Source organism: Pseudomonas sp. FEMGT703P, from assembly GCF_002786345.1.
GTDB lineage: Bacteria > Pseudomonadota > Gammaproteobacteria > Pseudomonadales > Pseudomonadaceae > Aquipseudomonas > Aquipseudomonas peli.
Genome location: NZ_PGCM01000006.1, coordinates 201124 through 220641, shown reverse-complemented (window position 1 = coordinate 220641; position 19518 = coordinate 201124). Strand labels below are relative to the sequence as shown.

Sequence of the window (19518 nt, the reverse complement as noted above, 5' to 3'; positions counted from 1 at the left end):
TGCGAATTTATAGAAATCCTTCGCGCTAATTTATGAAATTAGTTTTTTCTGTTCTTTTGTGAGGGATTCCAGTAGCAGAACGCTACTGGATTTTACGTAGGAGGGGTTATTTTATTTTGTTGACGTCGTGTCGACGAAGAAGGCGAACGGTAGAAACGTAGCCAGTCTCGTCCGGAAGAACAGGTTTAATTTTTTTTAGTCTTACTAGATTGGCTGTATGGCCAATAGGTGTGCCAAGAATTTCATCCGCTTCGCAGAAACTTATGAATAGGTCGCGATGCTCTTTGACTCTCTGGATTTGCTCCATAGACAAAAGGGTTTTGCTACCTATGCGGATGTGCTCCAGAAAGTTGCTTTGTATATATCTTCTGGAGAACGTCTGAGGAGTCATGCCGAACTTAGCTGAAAAGCTACCGAGAGAGGTCATGTTCTCAAATGTTGTTTTGGCGGTTGCTACGGAGCTACTAGTGAAATGGCGGCCAACCTTGATACTTCGTGCTCGGGTGATAAATCCTTGGCGTTCGAGGTGCTTCAAGTCGTGAAGCACAAATCCAAGATAGCGCGCTGCATCAGCGCTCGAGGTGGACTCTTCGCCGGTGATACTGGCTGAGCCTGAAGGTTTCCTTCCTGCGTTTGATTTGTAGCGAGCGAGGTTTTTTAGAGAGGCTTTGACTTGGTCGTTGATGTCGTCACGTCGATAAATGGTTGTTAGTCCGCCATCAATATCAGGCCCGGAAATCGGGGTTACCCCTAGGTGTAGGAGTTTTGCTGAAAGTGTCGTTCTAGGAAGACCAAGATCAGTAGCAAGCTGACCTACGAATCCGAAGCTCTCCGAAAAATGATCTACCGTAGTCGCCTGAAGCAATGTCCTGGCATGAGTGCCTCTCTTAAGACCTACCTGCATAAAGCCTTTAGAGAGCGCGCTACGAATTGCTTCCGGGTATACGCCCACTCGGATAGCCGCCTCTTCAATAGTGAGGTATGTGCTGCAATCTTTAATTGAAGGGAGTGAGGTGAAGGGGGGCTCCGCTGAGATGCTAAGTCCAGTCGATTGCTTGAGCAGCACGCATAGCTTCTTGGCAGAGTACTTCCACCGAGTTTCATCTCCCTTGTCCCGTTGAACCAAATCACGAGTTAGAAATGATCTAAGTTTGGTCGCTGATATCTTCAGCGCATGAATCATCTCGTCCTGATAAAGCTGAAGCGCTGAGCAATTGCACGTGCCTTCGGCGTCTGCGATATCGGCTTCGGAATGGAGCAAAATATCGACTTGGCTTTTGATCCATGAGTCCTTCGAGGCCATCCAGGGCGCGAGTAGTGGTCTCACTGTCAGGCAGGGATAAAGCAGCTTGGAAGCATTTATCAGGTCATCGAATACCCCCGTCTCACAATCGGCGATACGAACTGCGGTTTCTTGGATGCTCTGAGCTTGCTCGGGGTGCTGATTATACCGAAGGGCTCTGAGCGCAAAAATGAATCGACCAAAAGCAGTCTGATCTTTTGCCCTGAAGATGTTCAGCAGCCGATGAGAGCTGTCCGAGTGCATGAAAGTCCTCGAGCCTTTGCGTAGATCAAATCCGCAAGGGCAATGGGAGCCTGAAAGCTGAGTCCAGCGTATCCCTCGCGAGCATTGAGGGCATACCGGCTCTAGCTTGCAATCGTGGTATGGGCAGCTTTGCAGCCAACTGAGGTCGAGTATCGACGGATGAGTCCCTGCCTGCATGCATTCGGGGCAAAAGCTGAACGCATCAGCCCGAATATTTGCGGAGGGAACAGTCAGTCCCATGACCTCCACCGGGCTTTCGCAGGTGCGCCCGAGCTGCGTGTAGAAGCTCTCGTGAAACTGCTTGCCATTGAGATGCTCATGGCCGGCCAGTTGTGTAACGAGCTTTGAGTGCTTCATTTGCCAAGTAAACGGTTGCAACGACTCCTTGGCACCGAATGCTCTTGCCATGGCAGAAACCGAGCCAAAACCATTCGCGTGGGCTGTTCGAATCAATACGCTTCGGGGGCTTTCCTCAGCGCAGGCATGAGCAAGATGGAAAATAGTCATTTGACCGTTCTCCCAGAGATCAACTTGTTGAGTGAATCGTTTGTCAAGCGAAAGGCGTTGTTTCGGTAGTAGGCGGTTGGAATAACAGAAAGTTCAGCAGCTCCAATCAGATCGTTAAGTCCGAAGTTTCCGTCGTTACGAAGGAGCGCGAGTCTGAAGGCGTCGTTAAGTATTTGGCGGATACCGTTCATATTCCCGCCGGTTGCCAGATACATAGCCTTGAGTGGCTGGTCTGTATTCAAACTGATGGAATTATCAAACTCACCGATTTTCTTGATTTCCCCACTGAATGCCCGCAAGGTTTTGCTGAATGCGGAAGCGGGGTCGAGTGCTGAGTACGTGAAATGATTCATTCGGTGCCGATAAGGGTATCTCCGCGAGAGCTGTGGGTGTGCGTTTATGATTTCTTCGCAACTAGGAATTCCAACAATCGCAACAGGGACAAGGGTTTCGTTCAAGAGAGTTCTCACCCAGTCACATACCTGTTCGCGAGATTTCTCGGCACCTTTACGGAGCAAGTTGTCAAACTCATCTAGAACGATGAGTTTGGTCTGGCAAGTTTTAAGCAGAGTGACCAAGCGCTTGAAAAGCGTTGAACTGTTGCCAGTTACGTTGTTGGAGCCCAGTTCTTGCAACATCGACGTAGTGAGGCTCTTAGTCGTCGCACCTGCCTGTAGAGAGCAGTAAAACGCAGGGACGATTTCAGTGGTCCCTGCATCCGTAGCGACGACTTTCCTTTCCCCAAAGTGGCTCAGAGCAATCTTACAGACTGTCGATTTTCCTGTGCCTGGCTCACCAGTCAGAAGTACCGAAGCTGGCTCCCCTCTTGTCATCGTTGCTTCGATGCTGCGAGAGATGCATTCCATTGCGTCGGCGTATTCAGGGTGGTTCACGACAACTTGTGCAAACTTCACAAGCTTGTCTTTGATTTCGTCGTTCATCATTATTTCCTAGGCAGTAGGTAAGTTTCGTAGTCGTCGATGGCGTCGTCTTCATGCGTGTCGTCAATAAGTTCAAAATCGATTTCCTCTGAAAGTTGAGTGTCTTCGCCAATGTGCTGCGTATGGGGCTCAATCACGGTAGTTTGCGGGTTGCTTTGGCGATCTCCGTTACGAAGATCGCGCAAGTGAGCGCGTTTACGGCGAGCATTGTTCTCCTTGCTATCTCGCAGCGCTTGCCAAATGCGGAGCAACGTATGTCGGGCATCTTCTCCGGTGAACAGTTTTGCGTCCGCCTTCAGCTGTTGTTGAACAAGCTCGTGCTCATACATGGACAGGTCATATTGATAGTCATGCACTGCATCTGCTTGAAAAAAGACTTCGCTGCTAGGGTCACGTACGTAGACGGTGCCGAGGTTTGTGCTGTCGTATAGAACTTGAACTTTTTGTCCAGCCTGCAATTTGCTTTGTATATGTGACAGCGCAGGGCCGCTCCAAGCCAAATTCTTGAAGCGGACACGTCCACGATTGATAGTGCAGTAATGCGTGCCCATACAAATAAAACGGAGAGATTCGGCAGCGAAGACCTTGGGCGGATTCATTTTGTCCAACTTCCGCTCCCAGAGTTCATTGGCGGGCAAATGGCGTTGTCCGTGAGCAGTTTTGTTGTAGTAGTTCTGAATCCAGTCTTCGAGAATGCTGCGCAACTCATCTAGCGTCATGACAGCTTCGCCTTCAGAGTCATAATCTCCGCGCGCCATCGGATTCGATTTAGTCGTGCCGTCCATTCCATGGATGAGTTGCTCATTCAGTGTTTTAAAAAATGACTCAACAAAGGGCTTCTGATTTGGTTGGCCCTTGGCGCAAAAGCGAACGGTGAACCCTAGCTTGTGAGCTATCGATAGCAATGACGCGTTATAGAATTCAACACCGTTATCCACGACCAGTTCTTCCATTAGCCCGGCCGGTGTCCCGTCAGTACGCTCAGTGAGTGCGTGGCGCAGCGCGCTGGCCGTCTTCTCGAAGCATGGCGGAGTAAACGAAAGGCTCCAGCCTATAACCGAACTCGTGAGCACCTCTAGCAGCACGGTTAGGTAAGCTCGGCCGATGTAGAGGCCATCTTCCCCAGTCAGTTGTACATCGACTTCTTGGGTATCCGCTTCGACTCGAGCCAACAACCGATCAGGACAATAGATTCCTTTGCCAAAACCATGCTTTTTTTCTGCGGCTTTTCGACCAAGCCGAGCTACGTCTGTCTCGTAGCTGTCAAGCACTTCCAGTGCTCGGTAGAAGGTTGACGGGGAAGGAATATCAAGCTTGATGTGAGATTGACGGTTCAATTCTTCGATGTGCGCAACGAACAATTTGTAGACCATAAGCCCCGGTGGACGGGTGGCCCTCAAGTAGTGATTGCGAATGTAGTCCTGCATTATTTCCAGGGATTCTTGGCTCAGGCGCTTAGCCCGCAGTTGCTTTCCTGTCGAAAGGTTCACGAGGGCAAAGGTGTTCTGACCATTTTCCAGATATTGCTTTTTGAGCTGGTAAAGCTTCGTGTATTTCGGTGGTTTTGGATCGCCCAGCTCAGCGGCCATCTTTTCTACCGCAGCTATGGTTTTCTTGCGAGGGAGTGCACCGTGGAACATTTCCAGAAGCTTTTGGATGTAGTAAGTACGCCGTTCGAGCTTGAGTGCCATAGAGGCCTCTAGCCTCACTAGTTGCAGTGCTTTTTTCTCATCCATAAGTGCACTGGATACCGGCACGAGATGTCCCTGGCGAAGGAGTCGATCTACGTCTGTTTCACGCAGGTAAATGGGCCCCTTGTGATTCACTCCCCGCATGAAAATTCGACCGTTGCTGCGGCTGATAACTTCGACCAGCTCGCCATTAAGTCGGTAGCGTGCACCTATCTGTACTTCGTGTTTGTTCAGCATGATTTACCCCCAGAATACTTGGCTGTTAGTAGAAATTGGCTTGGTCCAGTCGCAACGCAGCTCCAGCTCGAAAATCGCAGCAGAGATTGAGGCTGGAGATGGCGCTGAAGGCAGCGCGAGAAGGTCGCCAATACTCATGGGGGCTTCCAGTACGCGGAGCTGATCACGCAAATAAGCCAGCTCAAGTGGATCGACACCGCGCGCTTGGCTGTAGGTTTTGATCAGGTTGTTGAGCCGTGGCTGCTTACGTATCTCGTTATCTGTGAGTAGCTCGAAGTCGTCACCGCGATCACGAAGGAAGTCGCGGGCAGCTCGATACAAAGCTAGGTATTTTGGTTTGAGAAACACGTTTTCTGGCTTTATTTCGACGAATTTTTTCGAGCCGTCCGCGTAACAAACTTCAAAGTCAGGCACGTAGGTGCGGGATTTCCCCTCGACTTCAAGAGTCAACCGTTCTGGTTGTTCGCGATAACTAACAACGTTTTTGTCCTGCTCCCAAAGAAAACATGCGTCAGCTTCCAGTCGCACTTCGCAGACTATTTGCGAGCCGTTTTTACGAGAGGAGAAGAAGGTCGTTTGCTTTCCATACTGGCTGCGCTTTATTGTTCTTGCAGGCGAAGGTGTCCCGCCGATATGACTTCGGAGTTTTTTCATGATGTATGCTCGTTCAGAGTTGGTTAGAGATTGATAGCCATTTTGGGGCTTGTCAAATAGGCTGTTGGCTTAACTGGCATAACATCATGAAGTACCCCTATGTTTTACGTTTTCTATATTGACAACTTTAAGAGCAGCGCAAGTTAATCAATAACTTGCGCTGATGCTTTCTTGTTTATTATTTTAGTTTTAATTGGCTTTATGATCCGACAGGCGGGCGCGCGAACTTCCTCAGCGCAGACTCGCTGTGGAATAAAAATTTGGTAATAAATAACAGGCGGCAGTAGCCGAGTATCCCTAGAGGGGAAATTAGGAGAGGCGTAATAACGAGAGAGGGGAGGAGAATGAGTCGTGCATGGGTGTCTCTGCATGGAGGTCGTATTGACCTGATGCCTCCAGAATATAACAACTGTTTCTCTAAAAGTCAATAGCTAAGTTGCTATTAGGGCAGTTTGGTACAGCGCCCGCCGGCAGGCACGGCATCTCGCCATGCGGATGAAAGGCCCGTTTTCAGGGCTTCAAGCCCTCGTCAGGCATCGCGTTGGTCTGTTGTGATAGGGCTATGGTGTCGTCAGTGCCTTGCTAAAGCACGCCGCCATTTCGCGCATTAGTGACAAACAACAAACTACATTCGGGCCCGTAATATTTTTTAGTTTGTAGGGTATTGACACGAACTTTTTATCGACTAGGTTAGTTTCCTATCTTGGGATATTTAAAGTTCCGACGATTTTCTCGATGGTGGATCATTGGCGCTATGAGTCATCACTTTTTCCTTTTATCTGACTCATTAGAAGCCCATTCGGATGGAGCGAGCAGGCGTTCATATTTTTTCTATGGATAAGCGAATGGTGCTTGGTCGCTTTCGGAGGTTGGTGCTGTTTTCTTTGCTTTCCCAGAATTTTTCCGAGATTTAAGATAAAAATCTCCTAGCCTTTTCGTTGTTCCCAATACCAACTTATCTCCGATGTTTCGCATGGTGCTGAAAATTGATGTATCCAGGTTGGTGCTTTATCGATCTTGATCGCTACTTCACTATGCGTGATTTCCTTAGCCGCAAAGTGACTTGCGTAAGCTGAAGCTGTTTTTTACTAAGTTCGGTTGAGAAGTTGTAATGATGAGTTGTTTTCTGAGGTTGCTCTGCTTGGAGATACGTGTTGATCAGCCCATATAAAGCAGTACTGCTCGTCAAAGCGTTGTTAGAGGAGTACCCGGAGTACGTAATTACCGGGTACTTAATGGATGTCCATATCAGTGCGTTTTGTGCCAGTGGCCGTATCTACAAGCACGTCGAATACGGGCATGGCAGGTTGATGCTCACTGAAGAGGTCATCAAGGTGCTCGAATTCGAGCACCGTGACAGGCGCTACATGATTGAGACCGTAGATGGTGAGCGCTTGCTAGTGGTGAATTTTCACCCATGGGGTGGGCGCAAGTCGTTGGAGCTTTTAGTCGAACGATTCGCCTGCGCAGCCTTATTGGGTTCGCGGTACTGCCTGCATTGAGTGTGCAGTCGAACCGGGTGCGCATAACACCGTTTCTGTGAAATGGCCGCTCGACCCATTGCCGAGCGGCTCAACTACCTCCCCTGAGATAACGCCATGAAGCAACCGGCTACCGAAATTTTCTGCGCGGTGTGTGGCGCTCACACGCGGGTCTTCGCTTGATGAGTTTTTGAAGCTGCACGGCGCAGGCATTCACTTCACGCCCCATCGTTATCACTAACCATCAGGAGTTTTGGCCCTTATGAATAAACAACTGGATGCGCTGCTGTGTAAGCGATACCCGGCAATCTTTTCTGTTGATGACTCTGAAGATTCACAGCTATTCGGCTTTGAGTGCGGCGACGGCTGGTTCACCCTGATTGATGCGACGTGTGAGTTGATACAGCGTCATCTTCAGAAGACGGGCGATCAACAGCTGGTGGCGACGCAGGTAAAAGAAAAGTTCGGGGGGCTGCGTTTTTACTACCGAAACGGCAGTGACCACGCCTCAACGGTTGTGAGGCTCGTCGATTCACTATCAGTGCATCTGTGCGAACTTTGCGGTCAGCCGGGCAAGGTCGTCGGGCTCTCCGGGTGGATGCAGACACGTTGCCCTGAGCATGCGAGCGAGGCTGTTTATGAAGAGTCGCTCCTGGTGGCGGTGAGAGAGAAAATCTTGCTCGCTCCGCCGATAGGTGAGCTGCTGGGTGTCGCTCTGGAGTTTTTTGGGCTTGATAGTGAGGCCGCTGTTCGTTGGTTGCTCCACCCCAACTTGGCGTTGGGGCACACTGCTCCGTTGACGCTGATGGGCACTGTCGAAGGGCAGTGTCAGGTGCTCACGCTACTTCGGCGTCTTGAGTACGGGGAACTTCCGTAGTGCCAACCACTGCGGGATAGGGACGGCTGTCGAATTTCCATCACAGCAGTGGGGGGGGCTGATGAGAGAGCAATATAACCGGGCGCTACTGCTCAAAGAAGTATGGTCTGAACCCATGACTTCAGTAGCGCCACGCTATGGAATGTCAGACGTGGGGCTGAAAAAGCTCTGTTCACGTTTGCAAATTCCCAGTCCATCACGGGGGTATTGGGCGAAGCTCAAAGCCGGAAAGCCCGTGGAACCGACTCCAAAGTTGAGGCCCTACACAGGTCTAGATGTTCACCTGTACAAGCCTTACATCTCGCCTGGAAGTAATCCGAAGCAGTCCTCGACACCGCCTAAACCTGTGGATTCTCGCCTTCAGATTATCTTGGATTACGAGGCCGATCCTGCACATAGAATCGTGGTGCCTGAGCGAGTGCGCGATCCTCACACACTCACGATCAAAACCCAGAGAGCCTTTAAAGAGGCATTCAAGGATCAACGCGACTTTCCCCGCGCACCGGGGGAAGTCTTGGATATCCGCGTTTCCGAATCGATGCAGGCTCGGGCGCTGCGTGTAGCCGATGCTTTCGTGAAGGCATTGGAGCGTCGGGGCTACAAGGTCACCCCAGGAAAACAATCCACTCGCGTAGAGATCCTAGGCGTCCAAGTCAGCCTCGTATTTTTCGAGTCAGCGAAACGTATCCCATACGTCCCTACTGAAGCGGAAAAGAAAAAGATCGCCAGGAATGAGTGGGTATGGATTCCGAAGTGGCAGCATCATCCCAGCGGAAAGCTTCAGGTGAGTGCTGATGGCGGCTACAGCGGGCAAATCACTGATGGCGCTCAGGCTCTGGTCGAAGAGCGGCTTAATGAAGTTGTTTGCCAAATGGCGCGCAGGGTCGTGAGGTATTTGGTTGCTCGTGAGGAGGCCGCTATCGAGCGAGAGGAGCGCAATCGAAAGCGGGCGCTCGCGCTGGAGAAAAAAGCAATTCGAGACGCCGAACGTAAGCGGGTGATGACCGTGCTCCGGGAAGCCAAGCAGTGGAAGCGTGCGACTTTGCTTCGAGAATATCTCGACGCGAAAGAGCGACTCTCCCTCGCGGGAGGGGGTGTTGTGGTCAACGAATTCTGGACACGGGTTTAGGTCTATCCGGCCAGTAATTCGGCTTCCACTGGCGTTTTGTATCCGTTGTAGCTGTGTGGCCGTTGATGGTTGTAGTAGTCCGTCAGGTAACGCAGTACATCCGCCTCAGCCTGACCCTGGCTGGTATAGCCTTGCTCTGGCATCCACTCCGTTTTCAGGCTTCTGAAAAAGCGCTCCATCGGTGCGTTGTCCCAACAGTTGCCACGCCGGCTCATGCTCTGCTTGATCCGGTAGCGCCACAGCATTTGGCGGAACTCGATGCTGGTGTAATGGCTGCCTTGGTCAGAGTGAAACATCAGCTGCTGCGGACAACCACGGGACTCAAAAGCCACGCGCAAAGCGCGCGTCGTAAGTTGCGAGTCCGGTCGATTGGATAGCGCCCAACCCACGATGCGGCGCGCATACAGATCCATAACCGCAGCCAGGTAGATCCAGCGATTACCCGCCCAGATGTAGGTCACGTCGCCGCACCACACTTGGTTGGGGCCGCTCACTGTGAACTGCCGATCCAGCTCATTCGCTGCGATAGCATTTTCACCATCAGCTCGACGATAACGATGCTTGCGCGATTGCGAACTGAACAGCCGGGCCTCTTTCATAAGGCGTCCGGCCAGAAAACGCCCCACCGCGACACCCTGTATCCGCAGCGCCGCTGACAATGTTCTGGCTCCAGCTGAGCCGCGACTCTGTAGATGAAATTCAGTGGCCAACTGGCGTAATGCAATCCGCCGATGATCTACCCGGCGGCGTCGCTTGCAGGCGTCGTAGACACTGCTGCGATGTACGCCAAATACGCGGCACAGCTCGGCTCGTGGATATCGCTCGCCCAATGCCTCGATCAGGCTTATTGATCGAGGGAGTCCGACATTAAGAGAGCGGTAGCCTTTTTTAGGATCTCTTTCTCCCGCTCTAAACGCCGAACCTGGGCCTCAAGGTCTTGTATGCGTTTCTGCTCGGGAGTCATGGCCTTACTGCGCGGCGGGGTTGTGCCACCACGCTCACTGCGCAGTTGCTCTACCCATCGGCGCAATGCCGTCGGGCCTACGCCCATCGACTTACCTGCCTCGGGGATGGAATAGCCTTGATCCAGAACCAGGCCTGCTGCTTCGAGTTTGAAATCTGTACTGAATGATCTTCTGGTCACGTAAACACCTCATTGCTGGGCGAAGCTTAACGCCCTATCGGGGTGTCCAGAATCATTGAGCCACAACAGGGCTTGAAGGCTTGCTTTGGATTACAGAGCAGCTTGAGGGGGCAGATAAGCCCCCAGTCTCGCAATTAAAGTTGGCAACAATTGCGGCACCGGCCACTGATGTTCGAGACGATACCGTCAAGCGTTTCGTGGCAACACGGCTTGCCGACCTGATGAGGCAGCGTCTCGCGATGACTGACATCAGCGCGCCGGATAATACTGGCGAGTCTCTTGGTGAGCGTGTGACAAGTGGAATGGCGCTAGCGCATGAGTTCGAGTCGACCGCTCGCAAACTTATCAAATGCTGGGCTGAGAACCCTGCTCTAGTTTTGTTGCTTCGGTGTGGGTTGGACTTGTTTCCGCACCCTCGGTTGCTTGATCCGGTTTTGGAAGCCCTAGACGCTAAACTCTTTAACGTGACGATCAACTGGCTGAGGCCGAAGCAGGATCGTGAAATTCGGGCGGCTGAGTATGTGGCCGCCGATCTCCTGCGAGCTGGTGTAAGTGAAACTGGTTTTCGGGATATGGAGGAGTACCCTAGCGCAGTCGATATCGAGGGGTATCGGCAAGAGTTAGGAGTTTTTGCTAGAAAAATAGTCATCGAGAGAACTGATTCACCATGGTACTTGTTGCAGCAGGCCTTTCTTTACCTGGCATCAATTGGTGACTGTGGCGTACCAATCAAGTCTATTTTAGAGCCATCGCTAGAGCCGACTTATCTCAAGCTTCGGAGTGCCATGGTGTTCGAGCCCGTGTCAGCTAGGGGGCTGCTGGAAATACTTCCATCAGCTTTGGTCACCCAGCAGATGCATCCCAACTCAAGTCGTTTCGGGGTATGGCTGTCAGAGGGTCTCCGGACTACTAGCGATGAGAGCCTACTCCAAGCAATCGTAAGTACTGTTGCCCTTGAAAGGCCTGATCTCTTAATTGAAGCAATAGGTAAGCGCGGTGGCCGCCCGCCAAAATGGAGGGAATTTGTTCCACCCTCTCTGGTAGAGATCAGTCGAGTCAATTTCAGCAAATATAAAGCTGGGAGTGCTTTGGAAACTCGCCAGTTGCTACGAGTAATGCAAGATCCATTCAATATTTTTGGGCAGGAGAATGGACTTCTTATGCTGGCAAAGGCTCTTCTAAGTGAGCCTGGTATTGAGACGCAGCTCTCTGCCGGGTTGAGTCCTGTAGATATTAGTTTGACGTGCTCAAATTGGTCAGGAATTCAGTCGCTGCCTGATGAAATTGGATTTCTAAAAGTCAATTTCACAGGAGAGCAAGAGCAGGCCAATCCTTTGTATGCGCGGCCTGAATGGGTCAGTGATGAGGGGGCCTGGCTATACGGACTAGGACGAGTCCTAAGGTCTGCTTTGACTGGTGAGTTTGATTTCACAAGTCGTCGATTTCTGGTGACAGAGGATGTCGGGCGTTATAGGGGAATTCGGAGTAGTTGGTACAAGCGGCGTTTTGGCATGCTTAATTCGAGTAGCGGTTTGACTGATGAGCCAGCCCCAATTTCTCCTTGGTTGTCGGGTTTCCTTTCCACTTTGCTCCAGTGGCCAGGCATTGAGTTCAAGGCAAACGACGCGGCCCCGGTCAGCACAGTACGCACGCCAGGTGAATTGCTGGCGCTCTTGGAAAAGCGTATTGCTATACAGCGTGCGTTGTATGGTGGTCGGAGTAACACACCCATCTATGTCGTTCCTACTAGTGACAATGCACCGCTTGTAGATCGCCCCCTCAGAGTGGCCATTGTTCAAACCCTTCGCCCGAAGATGGATGACTTCGATACTAAAGACCCTACGCATTGGACACCGGGGATGTTGGCGGAACATCGCCGCCATCTGGCTCAGGTCTGTCGGCTGGCACACGCGAAACTACGAGCTTGGGCTTCGGCCAAAGCCCTGCCTGAGGGGGAGGGCGATATTCCCGCCGTGGATGTAATCCTCTTTCCTGAGTTGGCAGTGCATCCTGAACATGTGTTCTTCCTGCGCCGGCTTTCTGACAAGCTCCAGGCCAATATTTTTGCAGGGTTGACCTTCATGCATTCTGATAAATGTGGAGGGCCGATCAATCAAGGGCTTTGGTTAATACGTACTGATGCGCCAGACCATGGCCGAAGTATTCAGTATGTGTGGCAGGGAAAGCTCCACCCGATGAAGCTCGAGCGGGAGATGGGAATCACTGGGTATAGACCTCATGTGACTCTGGTGGAGCTGCCGATTGGTACGACGTCACCAACGCGCCTTGCCGCAGCCATTTGCTACGACGCTACTGATCTTGATCTAGTAGCGGACCTTAGGGATCGCTCAGACGTATTTCTGGTTGCTGCCCTGAATCAGGATGTGCAGACCTTTGACAACATGGTTGCAGCGTTGCATTTCCATATGTACCAACCTGTGGTGCTTGCCAATTCCGGAGAGTTTGGGGGCTCCACTGCCCAGGTACCACTTCCTAAGCATGATCGTCTGGTTGCGCATATTCACGGCAATAACCAGGTCGCCGTGAGTGTGTTCGAACTTGACCCCGCTCCCTTCAAGTCGACTAAGCCTGCTAGGGCACCCAAGCAGCTCAAGGCAGCGCCTGCTGGATATAAGGGGCGGCCTTGATGTTGTGAGGCTGAGGCTTAGGTTGCTGGTTGGTAATTCGCTCTAGAGCAGGAGCATATGTGGCTGCGCGTAATTTGGCCTTATGGTCAATCGCCTCCCTCTTTTAGGTCGTGTCTGGCGTGGCTCCCTCCTAGGCCTGGTCACCAGCACCCCGGTCGCTGGTCGACCGGAAGCTACCCAGCTGGTTGGGGCGCGTTTCGACCACTAGCCTGAGTCGTCAGGACGAAGGCTGTTGGGGCTAGAAAAATGAAAAAGGCTGTTGAGCAGGACACCCTGGTGGCGCTGATTGAGAGCGGGGCGGCGCGAGAGTTTAGGGCGACGCGTGGACCGGGTGGCGAGGGCTGGAGCCTCAGTACCCGGCTGGGTCGATTTTGGCTGCCGGTGCGCTCGCGACGGGAGCCGGTCAGGACCTGGGCTAGCCTGACCGCGCTGGGGCGGTTTTGCGAGACGGTGGGTATTCGAAGTTTGAACGTGGAGTTTTAGCTTCGGTTGGGTTCGGCAAATACCAGCGAGAGATGGTCGATGCTCAGCAGCTCCGCTCGGTACACCTCAAACTGGCTGCCGTCTTTCTGCTCCACCGTACTTTTGACCGGATAGGCGCCAACAAAGAAGGCATGCACCTGTTCCCCTGCTTTGACGGCTTTCTCCAACTCATCCATTTCCGTCAGGAAGGCTTTGCGGCGTCGGGACTCGTCGATGCGCTCCTGCGGCACATGCGCCCAGACACGGTATCGCTTCTTGTCCACCCACACGGACTCTGCAAAACGCAGGCCCACGCCTTTGCCAGTGTACAGCCTCAAACCATCGATCAGTCCGTGGTAGATCAGTCCGGTTTCATCCTGGAAGTACTGGATCTTCTTGAAGAAGCGTGCGAAGACCTTGGTCTTATCCGCGATAGTAAAGGGCTGGTTTTTGCTGGCGTCATCATCGGACAGATAGCAATCCACCACCAAGTCCAGATAGCGCGTCCGGGTGCTGGTTTTTCGTCTATTGCCACCGCTTGAGGGTTCCGACCCGCCGCCGAAGGCCTCGTCATCACTCCCACTGGCCGTGGTTGCACCGCCGCCATTCCCTTTGCGCGTCCGAGGCGTCAGCTCTAGTTCGGTCGGAAAGATGCTGGGTTTGTAGTCGTCTTCCTGTTCAATCGGAGAGCGGGTGATACCGCCCGCCGTGCCTGGCTGCAAAAAACCACAGTTCGGTGCATGCTCATCCTTAATGCGAAAGTGCAGCGCCCGTTTGGATTTGCGCGCCATGTAGATGCCGACGGGAGTGAGTAGCGCACGGCAGTGCTCGTCCTCGCAGAGAAAGGTCAGCTCTTGTGCATAGTGCTCGCCGTCTTCGTCGGTGAACAACTCGCGCGCCCTATAGGGGGACAGCAATTCTTCGCGTTGTGCGCAAAATGCGCGGCCAAATTTCATCGCCATGGTTCGCTCTCTCAATCCTTCAAGGGGCAGTCATTCGCCCTGGGCGGCAGAAATGCGTTCGCGGAGTCTGTTCCAGTGCGGCTTGAGCTGCTTCTTGATCGAAGGGGAGTCCATGATCCTGGCGGCCCGGTAGCCATAGGAGATGAAGTTTCTCCGGCCCAGGTAGGAGTAGCGCTTATACAGCTTCTTCAGGAACATCGAGCGGGGCAACTGCCCTCTGGCAATCCGTTTGGCATTGACCTTGTCCATGCATTTCCCCGCCAGCCCGATGCCCCTGTTTACGCGATCTTGGTAGCGAGACAATGAGGATGAGCGCAGGTAAATGTTGGCCCCATCGAAGATAAAGCCCAGATATTGCAGCGGTCGGTCGGACCTCAAGCCCTTGGCTGACTGCGTGAACTTACAGGTCTCTGTTTTGGCGGCCTGGATTTCCAGGCCGATTTCATTGACCCGTAGGTCGACTAGGGCCTTGGCCTCCGCTTCCTTCTCCAGCGGGACTATCAGCAGCACATCATCGCAGTACCGGTAGTAAGCGCCGCCGCAGGATTGGACATACGCGTGGATCTGCTCATCGAAGCCCATCATGTACACGTTGGACAGCATGGCGCTGATAGGGGAGCCTTGGGGGATCCCTTTTTTGTCTTTGTTGGTTTCGATCAGATCGCCATCACGCACCTTGGCACGGAACTCATGGGGCTCACAAATTCGCTTACGACCGTGCTTGGGGTTGTTCTTGGAGAGCCCAAGCGTTTCGTAGACTTGATCCCTGTAGACGAACGAATACTTGGTGAGGGATCGATACACCGCGTAGTGATCGTCGGGCAACTGGCTGCTGCCGAGCAGCACCTGCCAGGCAGTTTTCAGGTGCGCATGGTCTAGGTTGTCAAAGAAGCCTTTGATGTCGATGGCGATGACGCAGCAGGACGTTCGTGACGCGATATCCAGGAACGCATCCCGAGCAAAATCGATATTGCTTTTGCCAAGGGCTCTAAACGCCAAGATTGCCGAGGCCCACCGCACCTTCGCCAGATGTTCCTCGTACGCCTGGTTCAGCAGATCGCAGTAGTACGAATAAATGTGGCTGTCGACGTGCGCGGCGTAGGAAATTGGCCGTTCTTTTGGGGCTTTTTTGGCGACTTTCCCAATGCTTTTGTCGAAGAACACTTTCTGTGTTTGTGCGACATAGCGAATGAATGGGTAAAAGGCATGCTTGGAAACAGTCTTCGGATTCGAAACTATCTCTAGCGCCGCCGCCTGGTTGATTGGGCGGTCAAAGTGCAGATAGCCGCGAGATTTGTACCAATTTTCTGGCATCAGATACATCCTTGTTTCGAGCCAACCGGCCAGGCTTAGGATGGCGGCAATCCTCAAGCCGCCTGGCCGGATAAACCCAAATGTTCCTCACATTATCCAATCGGCCTCAGTTACCCAGTGCCGATTTCGCCGCGATTGCTAGGATCGACGTATAGTGTCAGCGTCACATTTGGAGTACCTATGAAGATAAGTATCCGAGGGCTGCTGGCCGCATTGCTGGTCACCCTGGGTTGTTACACCTGGGATGCCGCCTTGGGGCTTGACAGCTTGTGATGCACCTTTGGATCTATATCCAAAGCGTTTGCAGGCTAGCATAAATCTGAAGTGATACAGCACTCATGCTCGCGTTCAGATATGGACTCTGGTTTACCTGCCACCGGACCAGGATCCTGTCTTCGCCCAGGCTCTCGTCGATGTCCAACTGTTGCAGCAGTAATATTCCGTCGCGTAACGAGCGAGTGCACCAAAGGTTTTCTACCTGCTTATGTTGGTAAAGCGGTGTGAGGTTGCTGAGTGAAGTCGATGTCTCGATCGCTAGACTGACTCAGGTGTCACCTAGGTAGGATGCCCATGCTGCTCTAACCAGTAAGCAAGTCGCGCGAGGCCTTGAATTTGAAGCATTTTCAAGGGCGAAATCGGAGCACTCCTATGACGAAGAAGGGGGCATGACGAGGTTCGCACTTTGTAATTGATGCCGTTTGGCCATTATAGTGTGCAGCCTGAAGAACTCGTACTAGGAGCGCGGAAACGAGCACCGCGCAAGTGATCCCGTCGAAATATACGGGGAGGCCAAGGAATAGGTTTTTGAGCCCGTTGATGATTGCTGACATAGAAAAATTTCTTAGATCCAACCCAGGAGCTATGGGGAAGGAAATTGCACGCCATCTCAGGTCTCAGAAGACTGTGGTCAACCCAATCCTCTACGGCCACCCTGAACGGTTCTATCGTGAGGATACTAACCGCTGGTATCTAGTTAACCCTGGCACGATGAAAATTTCTCTCAGGGAGGACGTCTGGGTCGGAAGCGCATTGTTTGAAGAAATGCTTTTGGTTACAGGTTCGCCTCTGGACCAAAACTGCGACACCGTCGAGTTCGTAGTGCCTACGGGCTGCAAAATCATGATCGACGCGGCTGCGCGCCTTTTGGCCCTGTGTAACCAGCTGGTACATCAGGGGGTCGAGGTATCAATTGACTTCAGTGCCTGTAAAACAACCCTAAGCTATTTCAATCGGCTTGGTTTCTTTGACCATTTGGCTGGCAGCGTAGGTGTCCTTCCGAAACGTCCGCGTAGTTCAGGTGCTGAAATTCATCGAGGCAAAAACGACGGCGTCGTCGAATTAGCATCCATTGATCACAAGCAGCCGGATAAAAACATCCCCGAGAGATTAAAAAATAGCCTTGTGAGCTGTGCTGGAGAGAGTTATTCCCAATCTGCTTTCACGTTTATTTCTGAGCTGTTCGGTAATGTTCAAGATCACTCGAAATCAGAGATTCCGGGATTCGCAGCGCTTCAGCACTACCCCAAGGGGCGGAAAATCCAAACGGTAATCTCGGACAGTGGAATCGGTATTGTGGGGAGCCTCCTGCCAGTTCTTCAGAACCTTCATCCTGAGATCTATGACGAGTTAGATTTCGCCAAGCCAGAAGCCGGTCCTGCCCTCGTGCTCCAGCTTTTTAAGCAGGGCCGGATTTCGAGTTCGGGTGAAGACGGTCGGGGTCTAGGGTTAAAACGCAGCGCTGATATGGCAGCTACTTTTAACGCAACCGTGACGGTACGGCAGAAAAATTTCGAGCTGATCATGGTTTACGAGCGAGGTGAGTTGCGGAGTAGTACCCCAAGGCTAGGTATGCCAAGCATTCTCGGTACGCATATCTGTTTTGAGTTCTTAATTGACAGCTGACAGTCTCTGGTTAAACTGCAAAAATGAATCGGAAATCCTACACAGTTACTCTATTTGATCTTACGAACGCTGATCATCCCTTCGGCAATGCTCAAGGGAAGGAGGCTTTTCGTAAGCTCCTCGACGTCGTTGAGGAGCATCCTCAGCATGCCGTTTTCGGAATCTCTCTGGCAGGAATCGTAGCCACAGATGCTTCATTTCCTAGAGAAAGCGTATTGGCTGTCGCCAAGCTTTATAAGGGGGAGCGCGGCTTCTTCCTTAAGGACGTAGGGGGGCGCGATCTTCTCGATAACTGGAATTACGCTGCCCAGGCAAAGGATTTTCCTCTAACGGTGTGGTCTGGCGACGGTTTCGAGTTCATCGGCCCCGACATCAGTCCCTCAATGAACGAGCTACTAACGTGCGTACTTTCAAATCGCACGGTCACTGCTGCAAAGGCGGCTGAATCGTTGGGGATATCAGTTCCTAACGCGAGCACGAAGCTCAAACGGCTGCTGGACCAAGGGTACATTCTGCGGGCTGAAGAGGCCGCCGAGTCCGGTGGTATTGAGTACATCTATCAAGCGATTGCAGAATCTGCTTAAACAGCTTTACACATTCAGAATAATTGGATAGTCTTTCTTGCAGCAGAGAAGGTTTCCTTCGCTGCCTGGTTAAACAGATTAATTTATTCAGAGTGGTGATCGATATGGCTACTAACCCACCATCAGGTGACGGGCATCGTAACGGAGCTGTTCGGGATCGTTCCCAAACTCAGACCACTTCGGGTCATTGGGTGAAACGGGATGCGGAAACCGGTCAGTTCATGGACGTAAAAACTTCGGACAAAACGCCTTTTAAAGGCGTCCGCAAAGAAAAGTAGGAGTTACAACGATGAGTGCAAAATTCGAGATTTTCCTTGGTTCCAACCAGCAGTATTACTTTCGACTCAAGGCTCCGAACGGGGAAAAAATCCTTGCTAGCGAGGCTTACACAACGAAAGCAAGCTGCCAAAATGGCATCCAGTCGGTGAAAGTTCACTCGCCTTATGACGCTAACTATAAAAAGCTGACGGCCACTAACTCTCAGTACTACTTCACCCTCAATGCAGGTAATGGTCAGGTCATAGGTGTAAGCGAGACCTATACGACTACTCAGGCGCGTGATGGGGGTATTGCTGCTGTGAAAGCTTACGCACCTACTGCGCTGGTGGTTGATCTGACCTAAATCCTTATCCTAAAAAGCCCCGCATGCGGGGCTTTTATTTGTGCGCAAAGAGAGCTGTGTACGGGTCCAAACAACACCGGCATTGCCAAGGAAATATGACGCGCCTACACCGCATCCCCAAACACCGCTCGCTCCAACACCTGGTGCTGCCTCTGCCAATCTGGCATGTGGCTAGCCACCAGCGCCCAGAATGCTTTGGTGTGGTTTTTTTCCACCGTATGGCACAGCTCATGGACGATAACGTAGTCCTGCACGCTCGCAGGTAGCTCCATCACACGTGGATGAAACTCCAAGGTGTTGCTTGCATCGCAGCTGGCCCACCGGCTCTGGAAGTGACGGATTCGTGCACCCGTTGCCTGAAGTCCCGTTTCTCGCTGCCAGTGACGGACACGTATCAACAGCTTCTCATGAGCACGATCCCGATAGAACCGTTCAAGCAACGGCATCAGTACGTCGGGCAGAATGCTTGCACCATCCGGGTTATCCACGATGAAGCGCGATGCAGTGAACGTTAGTCGGGGCTTGAGGATATCCGGCGTATGCCGTACTTCGGTGAAGTACGTACGCCCGGCATAGCGTAGACGACTGCCAGTCACGATGGGTTCGCTGGCAAGGGGCTGATTCACCTGTGCCAGCTTCTCCCTAATCCAGCGCGCACGACGAAGCACCAAAGCTTCTTGCTCAGGCTCGTCCACCAGCGGCCCACGCAAAAGCACGGGGCGACCCCGTTCCACGGTCACGTAATGTCGCTTGAGTTTACTATCGAGCTGGAAGTACCACTCGATAGCCGTTTGGCCGTAATTCAAGACTGGCATGG

16 protein-coding genes are annotated in these 19518 nt (G+C 52.3%); 8 read left to right on the top strand and 8 right to left on the bottom strand.

Going from position 1 to position 19518, the window contains the following annotated elements:
* Positions 1-106 precede the first annotated feature (106 nt).
* From CUR33_RS11100 to CUR33_RS11085, 4 genes are read right to left on the bottom strand one after another with little or no spacing between them, the layout of a single operon-like run.
* Entirely contained in the window at positions 107-2053 is a 1947-nt protein-coding gene (locus CUR33_RS11100) for a TniQ family protein (RefSeq protein ID WP_289239657.1), read from the bottom strand.
* Positions 2050-2994, bottom strand: a complete 945-nt coding sequence (locus tag CUR33_RS11095) for a TniB family NTP-binding protein (RefSeq protein WP_289239656.1) — start codon at positions 2992-2994, stop codon at positions 2050-2052. The genes CUR33_RS11100 and CUR33_RS11095 overlap by 4 nt, the downstream gene beginning before the upstream one ends.
* 2 nt (positions 2995-2996) lie before the next feature.
* Positions 2997-4922: a Mu transposase C-terminal domain-containing protein gene (locus CUR33_RS11090; RefSeq protein ID WP_289239655.1), complete on the bottom strand. Its 1926-nt coding sequence runs from the start codon at positions 4920-4922 to the stop codon at positions 2997-2999.
* Between the two features lie 3 nt (positions 4923-4925).
* Positions 4926-5576, bottom strand: coding sequence for a Tn7 transposase TnsA N-terminal domain-containing protein (locus CUR33_RS11085; RefSeq protein ID WP_289239654.1), 651 nt, complete (start codon positions 5574-5576; stop codon positions 4926-4928).
* Between the two features lie 1154 nt (positions 5577-6730).
* Between CUR33_RS11085 and CUR33_RS11080 the strand changes: the two genes are divergently transcribed.
* The 3 genes from CUR33_RS11080 (at position 6731) to CUR33_RS11070 (ending at position 9063) form a co-directional block, all read left to right on the top strand.
* Complete coding sequence (locus tag CUR33_RS11080; RefSeq protein ID WP_289239653.1) at positions 6731-7078, top strand: hypothetical protein; 348 nt, start codon at positions 6731-6733, stop codon at positions 7076-7078.
* Positions 7079-7319: 241 nt separating this feature from the next.
* On the top strand, positions 7320-7934 hold the full coding sequence (locus CUR33_RS11075) for an MbcA/ParS/Xre antitoxin family protein (protein ID WP_289239652.1): 615 nt from the start codon (positions 7320-7322) through the stop codon (positions 7932-7934).
* A 370-nt stretch (positions 7935-8304) separates the two neighbouring features.
* A complete protein-coding gene (locus CUR33_RS11070) occupies positions 8305-9063 on the top strand; it encodes a hypothetical protein (RefSeq protein ID WP_289239651.1) in 759 nt (252 codons plus the stop codon).
* Positions 9064-9065: 2 nt separating this feature from the next.
* On the opposite strand, the gene CUR33_RS11065 is transcribed toward CUR33_RS11070, so the two are convergent.
* Positions 9066-10207, bottom strand: a protein-coding gene (locus CUR33_RS11065) for an IS3 family transposase (RefSeq protein ID WP_289239650.1) whose coding sequence is annotated in 2 segments (ribosomal slippage) — positions 9066-9955 and positions 9955-10207 — 1143 coding nt in all. Because the reading frame shifts where the segments join, the coding sequence is not laid out codon by codon here.
* A gap of 80 nt (positions 10208-10287) precedes the next feature.
* Here CUR33_RS11065 and CUR33_RS11060 point away from each other — a divergent pair.
* A complete protein-coding gene (locus CUR33_RS11060; RefSeq protein ID WP_289239649.1) occupies positions 10288-12855 on the top strand; it encodes a hypothetical protein in 2568 nt (855 codons plus the stop codon).
* A 246-nt stretch (positions 12856-13101) separates the two neighbouring features.
* The gene (locus CUR33_RS11055) at positions 13102-13338 is read left to right on the top strand and encodes a hypothetical protein (RefSeq protein WP_289239648.1); all 237 of its coding nucleotides are present in this window, start codon (positions 13102-13104) and stop codon (positions 13336-13338) included.
* Here CUR33_RS11055 and CUR33_RS11050 read toward each other — a convergent pair.
* Both CUR33_RS11050 and drt2 read right to left on the bottom strand, forming a co-directional pair.
* Entirely contained in the window at positions 13335-14279 is a 945-nt protein-coding gene (locus CUR33_RS11050; RefSeq protein ID WP_289239647.1) for a hypothetical protein, read from the bottom strand. The two genes, CUR33_RS11055 and CUR33_RS11050, sit on opposite strands and share 4 nt — an antisense overlap.
* A gap of 30 nt (positions 14280-14309) precedes the next feature.
* The gene (gene drt2, locus CUR33_RS11045) at positions 14310-15593 is read right to left on the bottom strand and encodes an antiviral reverse transcriptase Drt2 (RefSeq protein WP_289239646.1); all 1284 of its coding nucleotides are present in this window, start codon (positions 15591-15593) and stop codon (positions 14310-14312) included.
* 804 nt (positions 15594-16397) lie between these two features.
* Here drt2 and CUR33_RS11040 point away from each other — a divergent pair.
* The 3 genes from CUR33_RS11040 to CUR33_RS11030 all read left to right on the top strand — a co-directional run bounded on the left by CUR33_RS11040 (position 16398) and on the right by CUR33_RS11030 (position 18701).
* Positions 16398-17495 carry an ATP-binding protein gene (locus tag CUR33_RS11040; RefSeq protein ID WP_289239645.1) on the top strand — a complete coding sequence of 366 codons (1098 nt, stop codon included), beginning with the start codon at positions 16398-16400 and terminating at the stop codon, positions 17493-17495.
* A 23-nt stretch (positions 17496-17518) separates the two neighbouring features.
* On the top strand, positions 17519-18079 hold the full coding sequence (locus CUR33_RS11035) for a winged helix-turn-helix transcriptional regulator (RefSeq protein WP_289239644.1): 561 nt from the start codon (positions 17519-17521) through the stop codon (positions 18077-18079).
* A 289-nt stretch (positions 18080-18368) separates the two neighbouring features.
* Positions 18369-18701, top strand: a complete 333-nt coding sequence (locus CUR33_RS11030; RefSeq protein WP_289239643.1) for a YegP family protein — start codon at positions 18369-18371, stop codon at positions 18699-18701.
* 104 nt (positions 18702-18805) lie between these two features.
* Here the strand turns inward: CUR33_RS11030 and CUR33_RS11025 are convergent, their stop codons facing one another.
* Positions 18806-19516 (bottom strand): YgjP family zinc-dependent metalloprotease, encoded by a 711-nt coding sequence (locus tag CUR33_RS11025; RefSeq protein WP_289239642.1) that lies wholly within the window; start codon positions 19514-19516, stop codon positions 18806-18808.
* Positions 19517-19518 lie beyond the last annotated feature (2 nt).

Coding starts and splice junctions, on each gene's coding strand:
- CUR33_RS11095 (WP_289239656.1), bottom strand. CDS start 2,994: ATGAACGACGAAATCAAAGACAAGCTTGTGAAGTTTGCACAAGTTGTC.
- CUR33_RS11055 (WP_289239648.1), top strand. CDS start 13,102: ATGAAAAAGGCTGTTGAGCAGGACACCCTGGTGGCGCTGATTGAGAGC.
- CUR33_RS11090 (WP_289239655.1), bottom strand. CDS start 4,922: ATGCTGAACAAACACGAAGTACAGATAGGTGCACGCTACCGACTTAAT.
- CUR33_RS11085 (WP_289239654.1), bottom strand. CDS start 5,576: ATGAAAAAACTCCGAAGTCATATCGGCGGGACACCTTCGCCTGCAAGA.
- drt2 (WP_289239646.1), bottom strand. CDS start 15,593: ATGCCAGAAAATTGGTACAAATCTCGCGGCTATCTGCACTTTGACCGC.
- CUR33_RS11050 (WP_289239647.1), bottom strand. CDS start 14,279: ATGGCGATGAAATTTGGCCGCGCATTTTGCGCACAACGCGAAGAATTG.
- CUR33_RS11035 (WP_289239644.1), top strand. CDS start 17,519: ATGAATCGGAAATCCTACACAGTTACTCTATTTGATCTTACGAACGCT.
- CUR33_RS11100 (WP_289239657.1), bottom strand. CDS start 2,053: ATGACTATTTTCCATCTTGCTCATGCCTGCGCTGAGGAAAGCCCCCGA.
- CUR33_RS11075 (WP_289239652.1), top strand. CDS start 7,320: ATGAATAAACAACTGGATGCGCTGCTGTGTAAGCGATACCCGGCAATC.
- CUR33_RS11025 (WP_289239642.1), bottom strand. CDS start 19,516: ATGCCAGTCTTGAATTACGGCCAAACGGCTATCGAGTGGTACTTCCAG.
- CUR33_RS11030 (WP_289239643.1), top strand. CDS start 18,369: ATGAGTGCAAAATTCGAGATTTTCCTTGGTTCCAACCAGCAGTATTAC.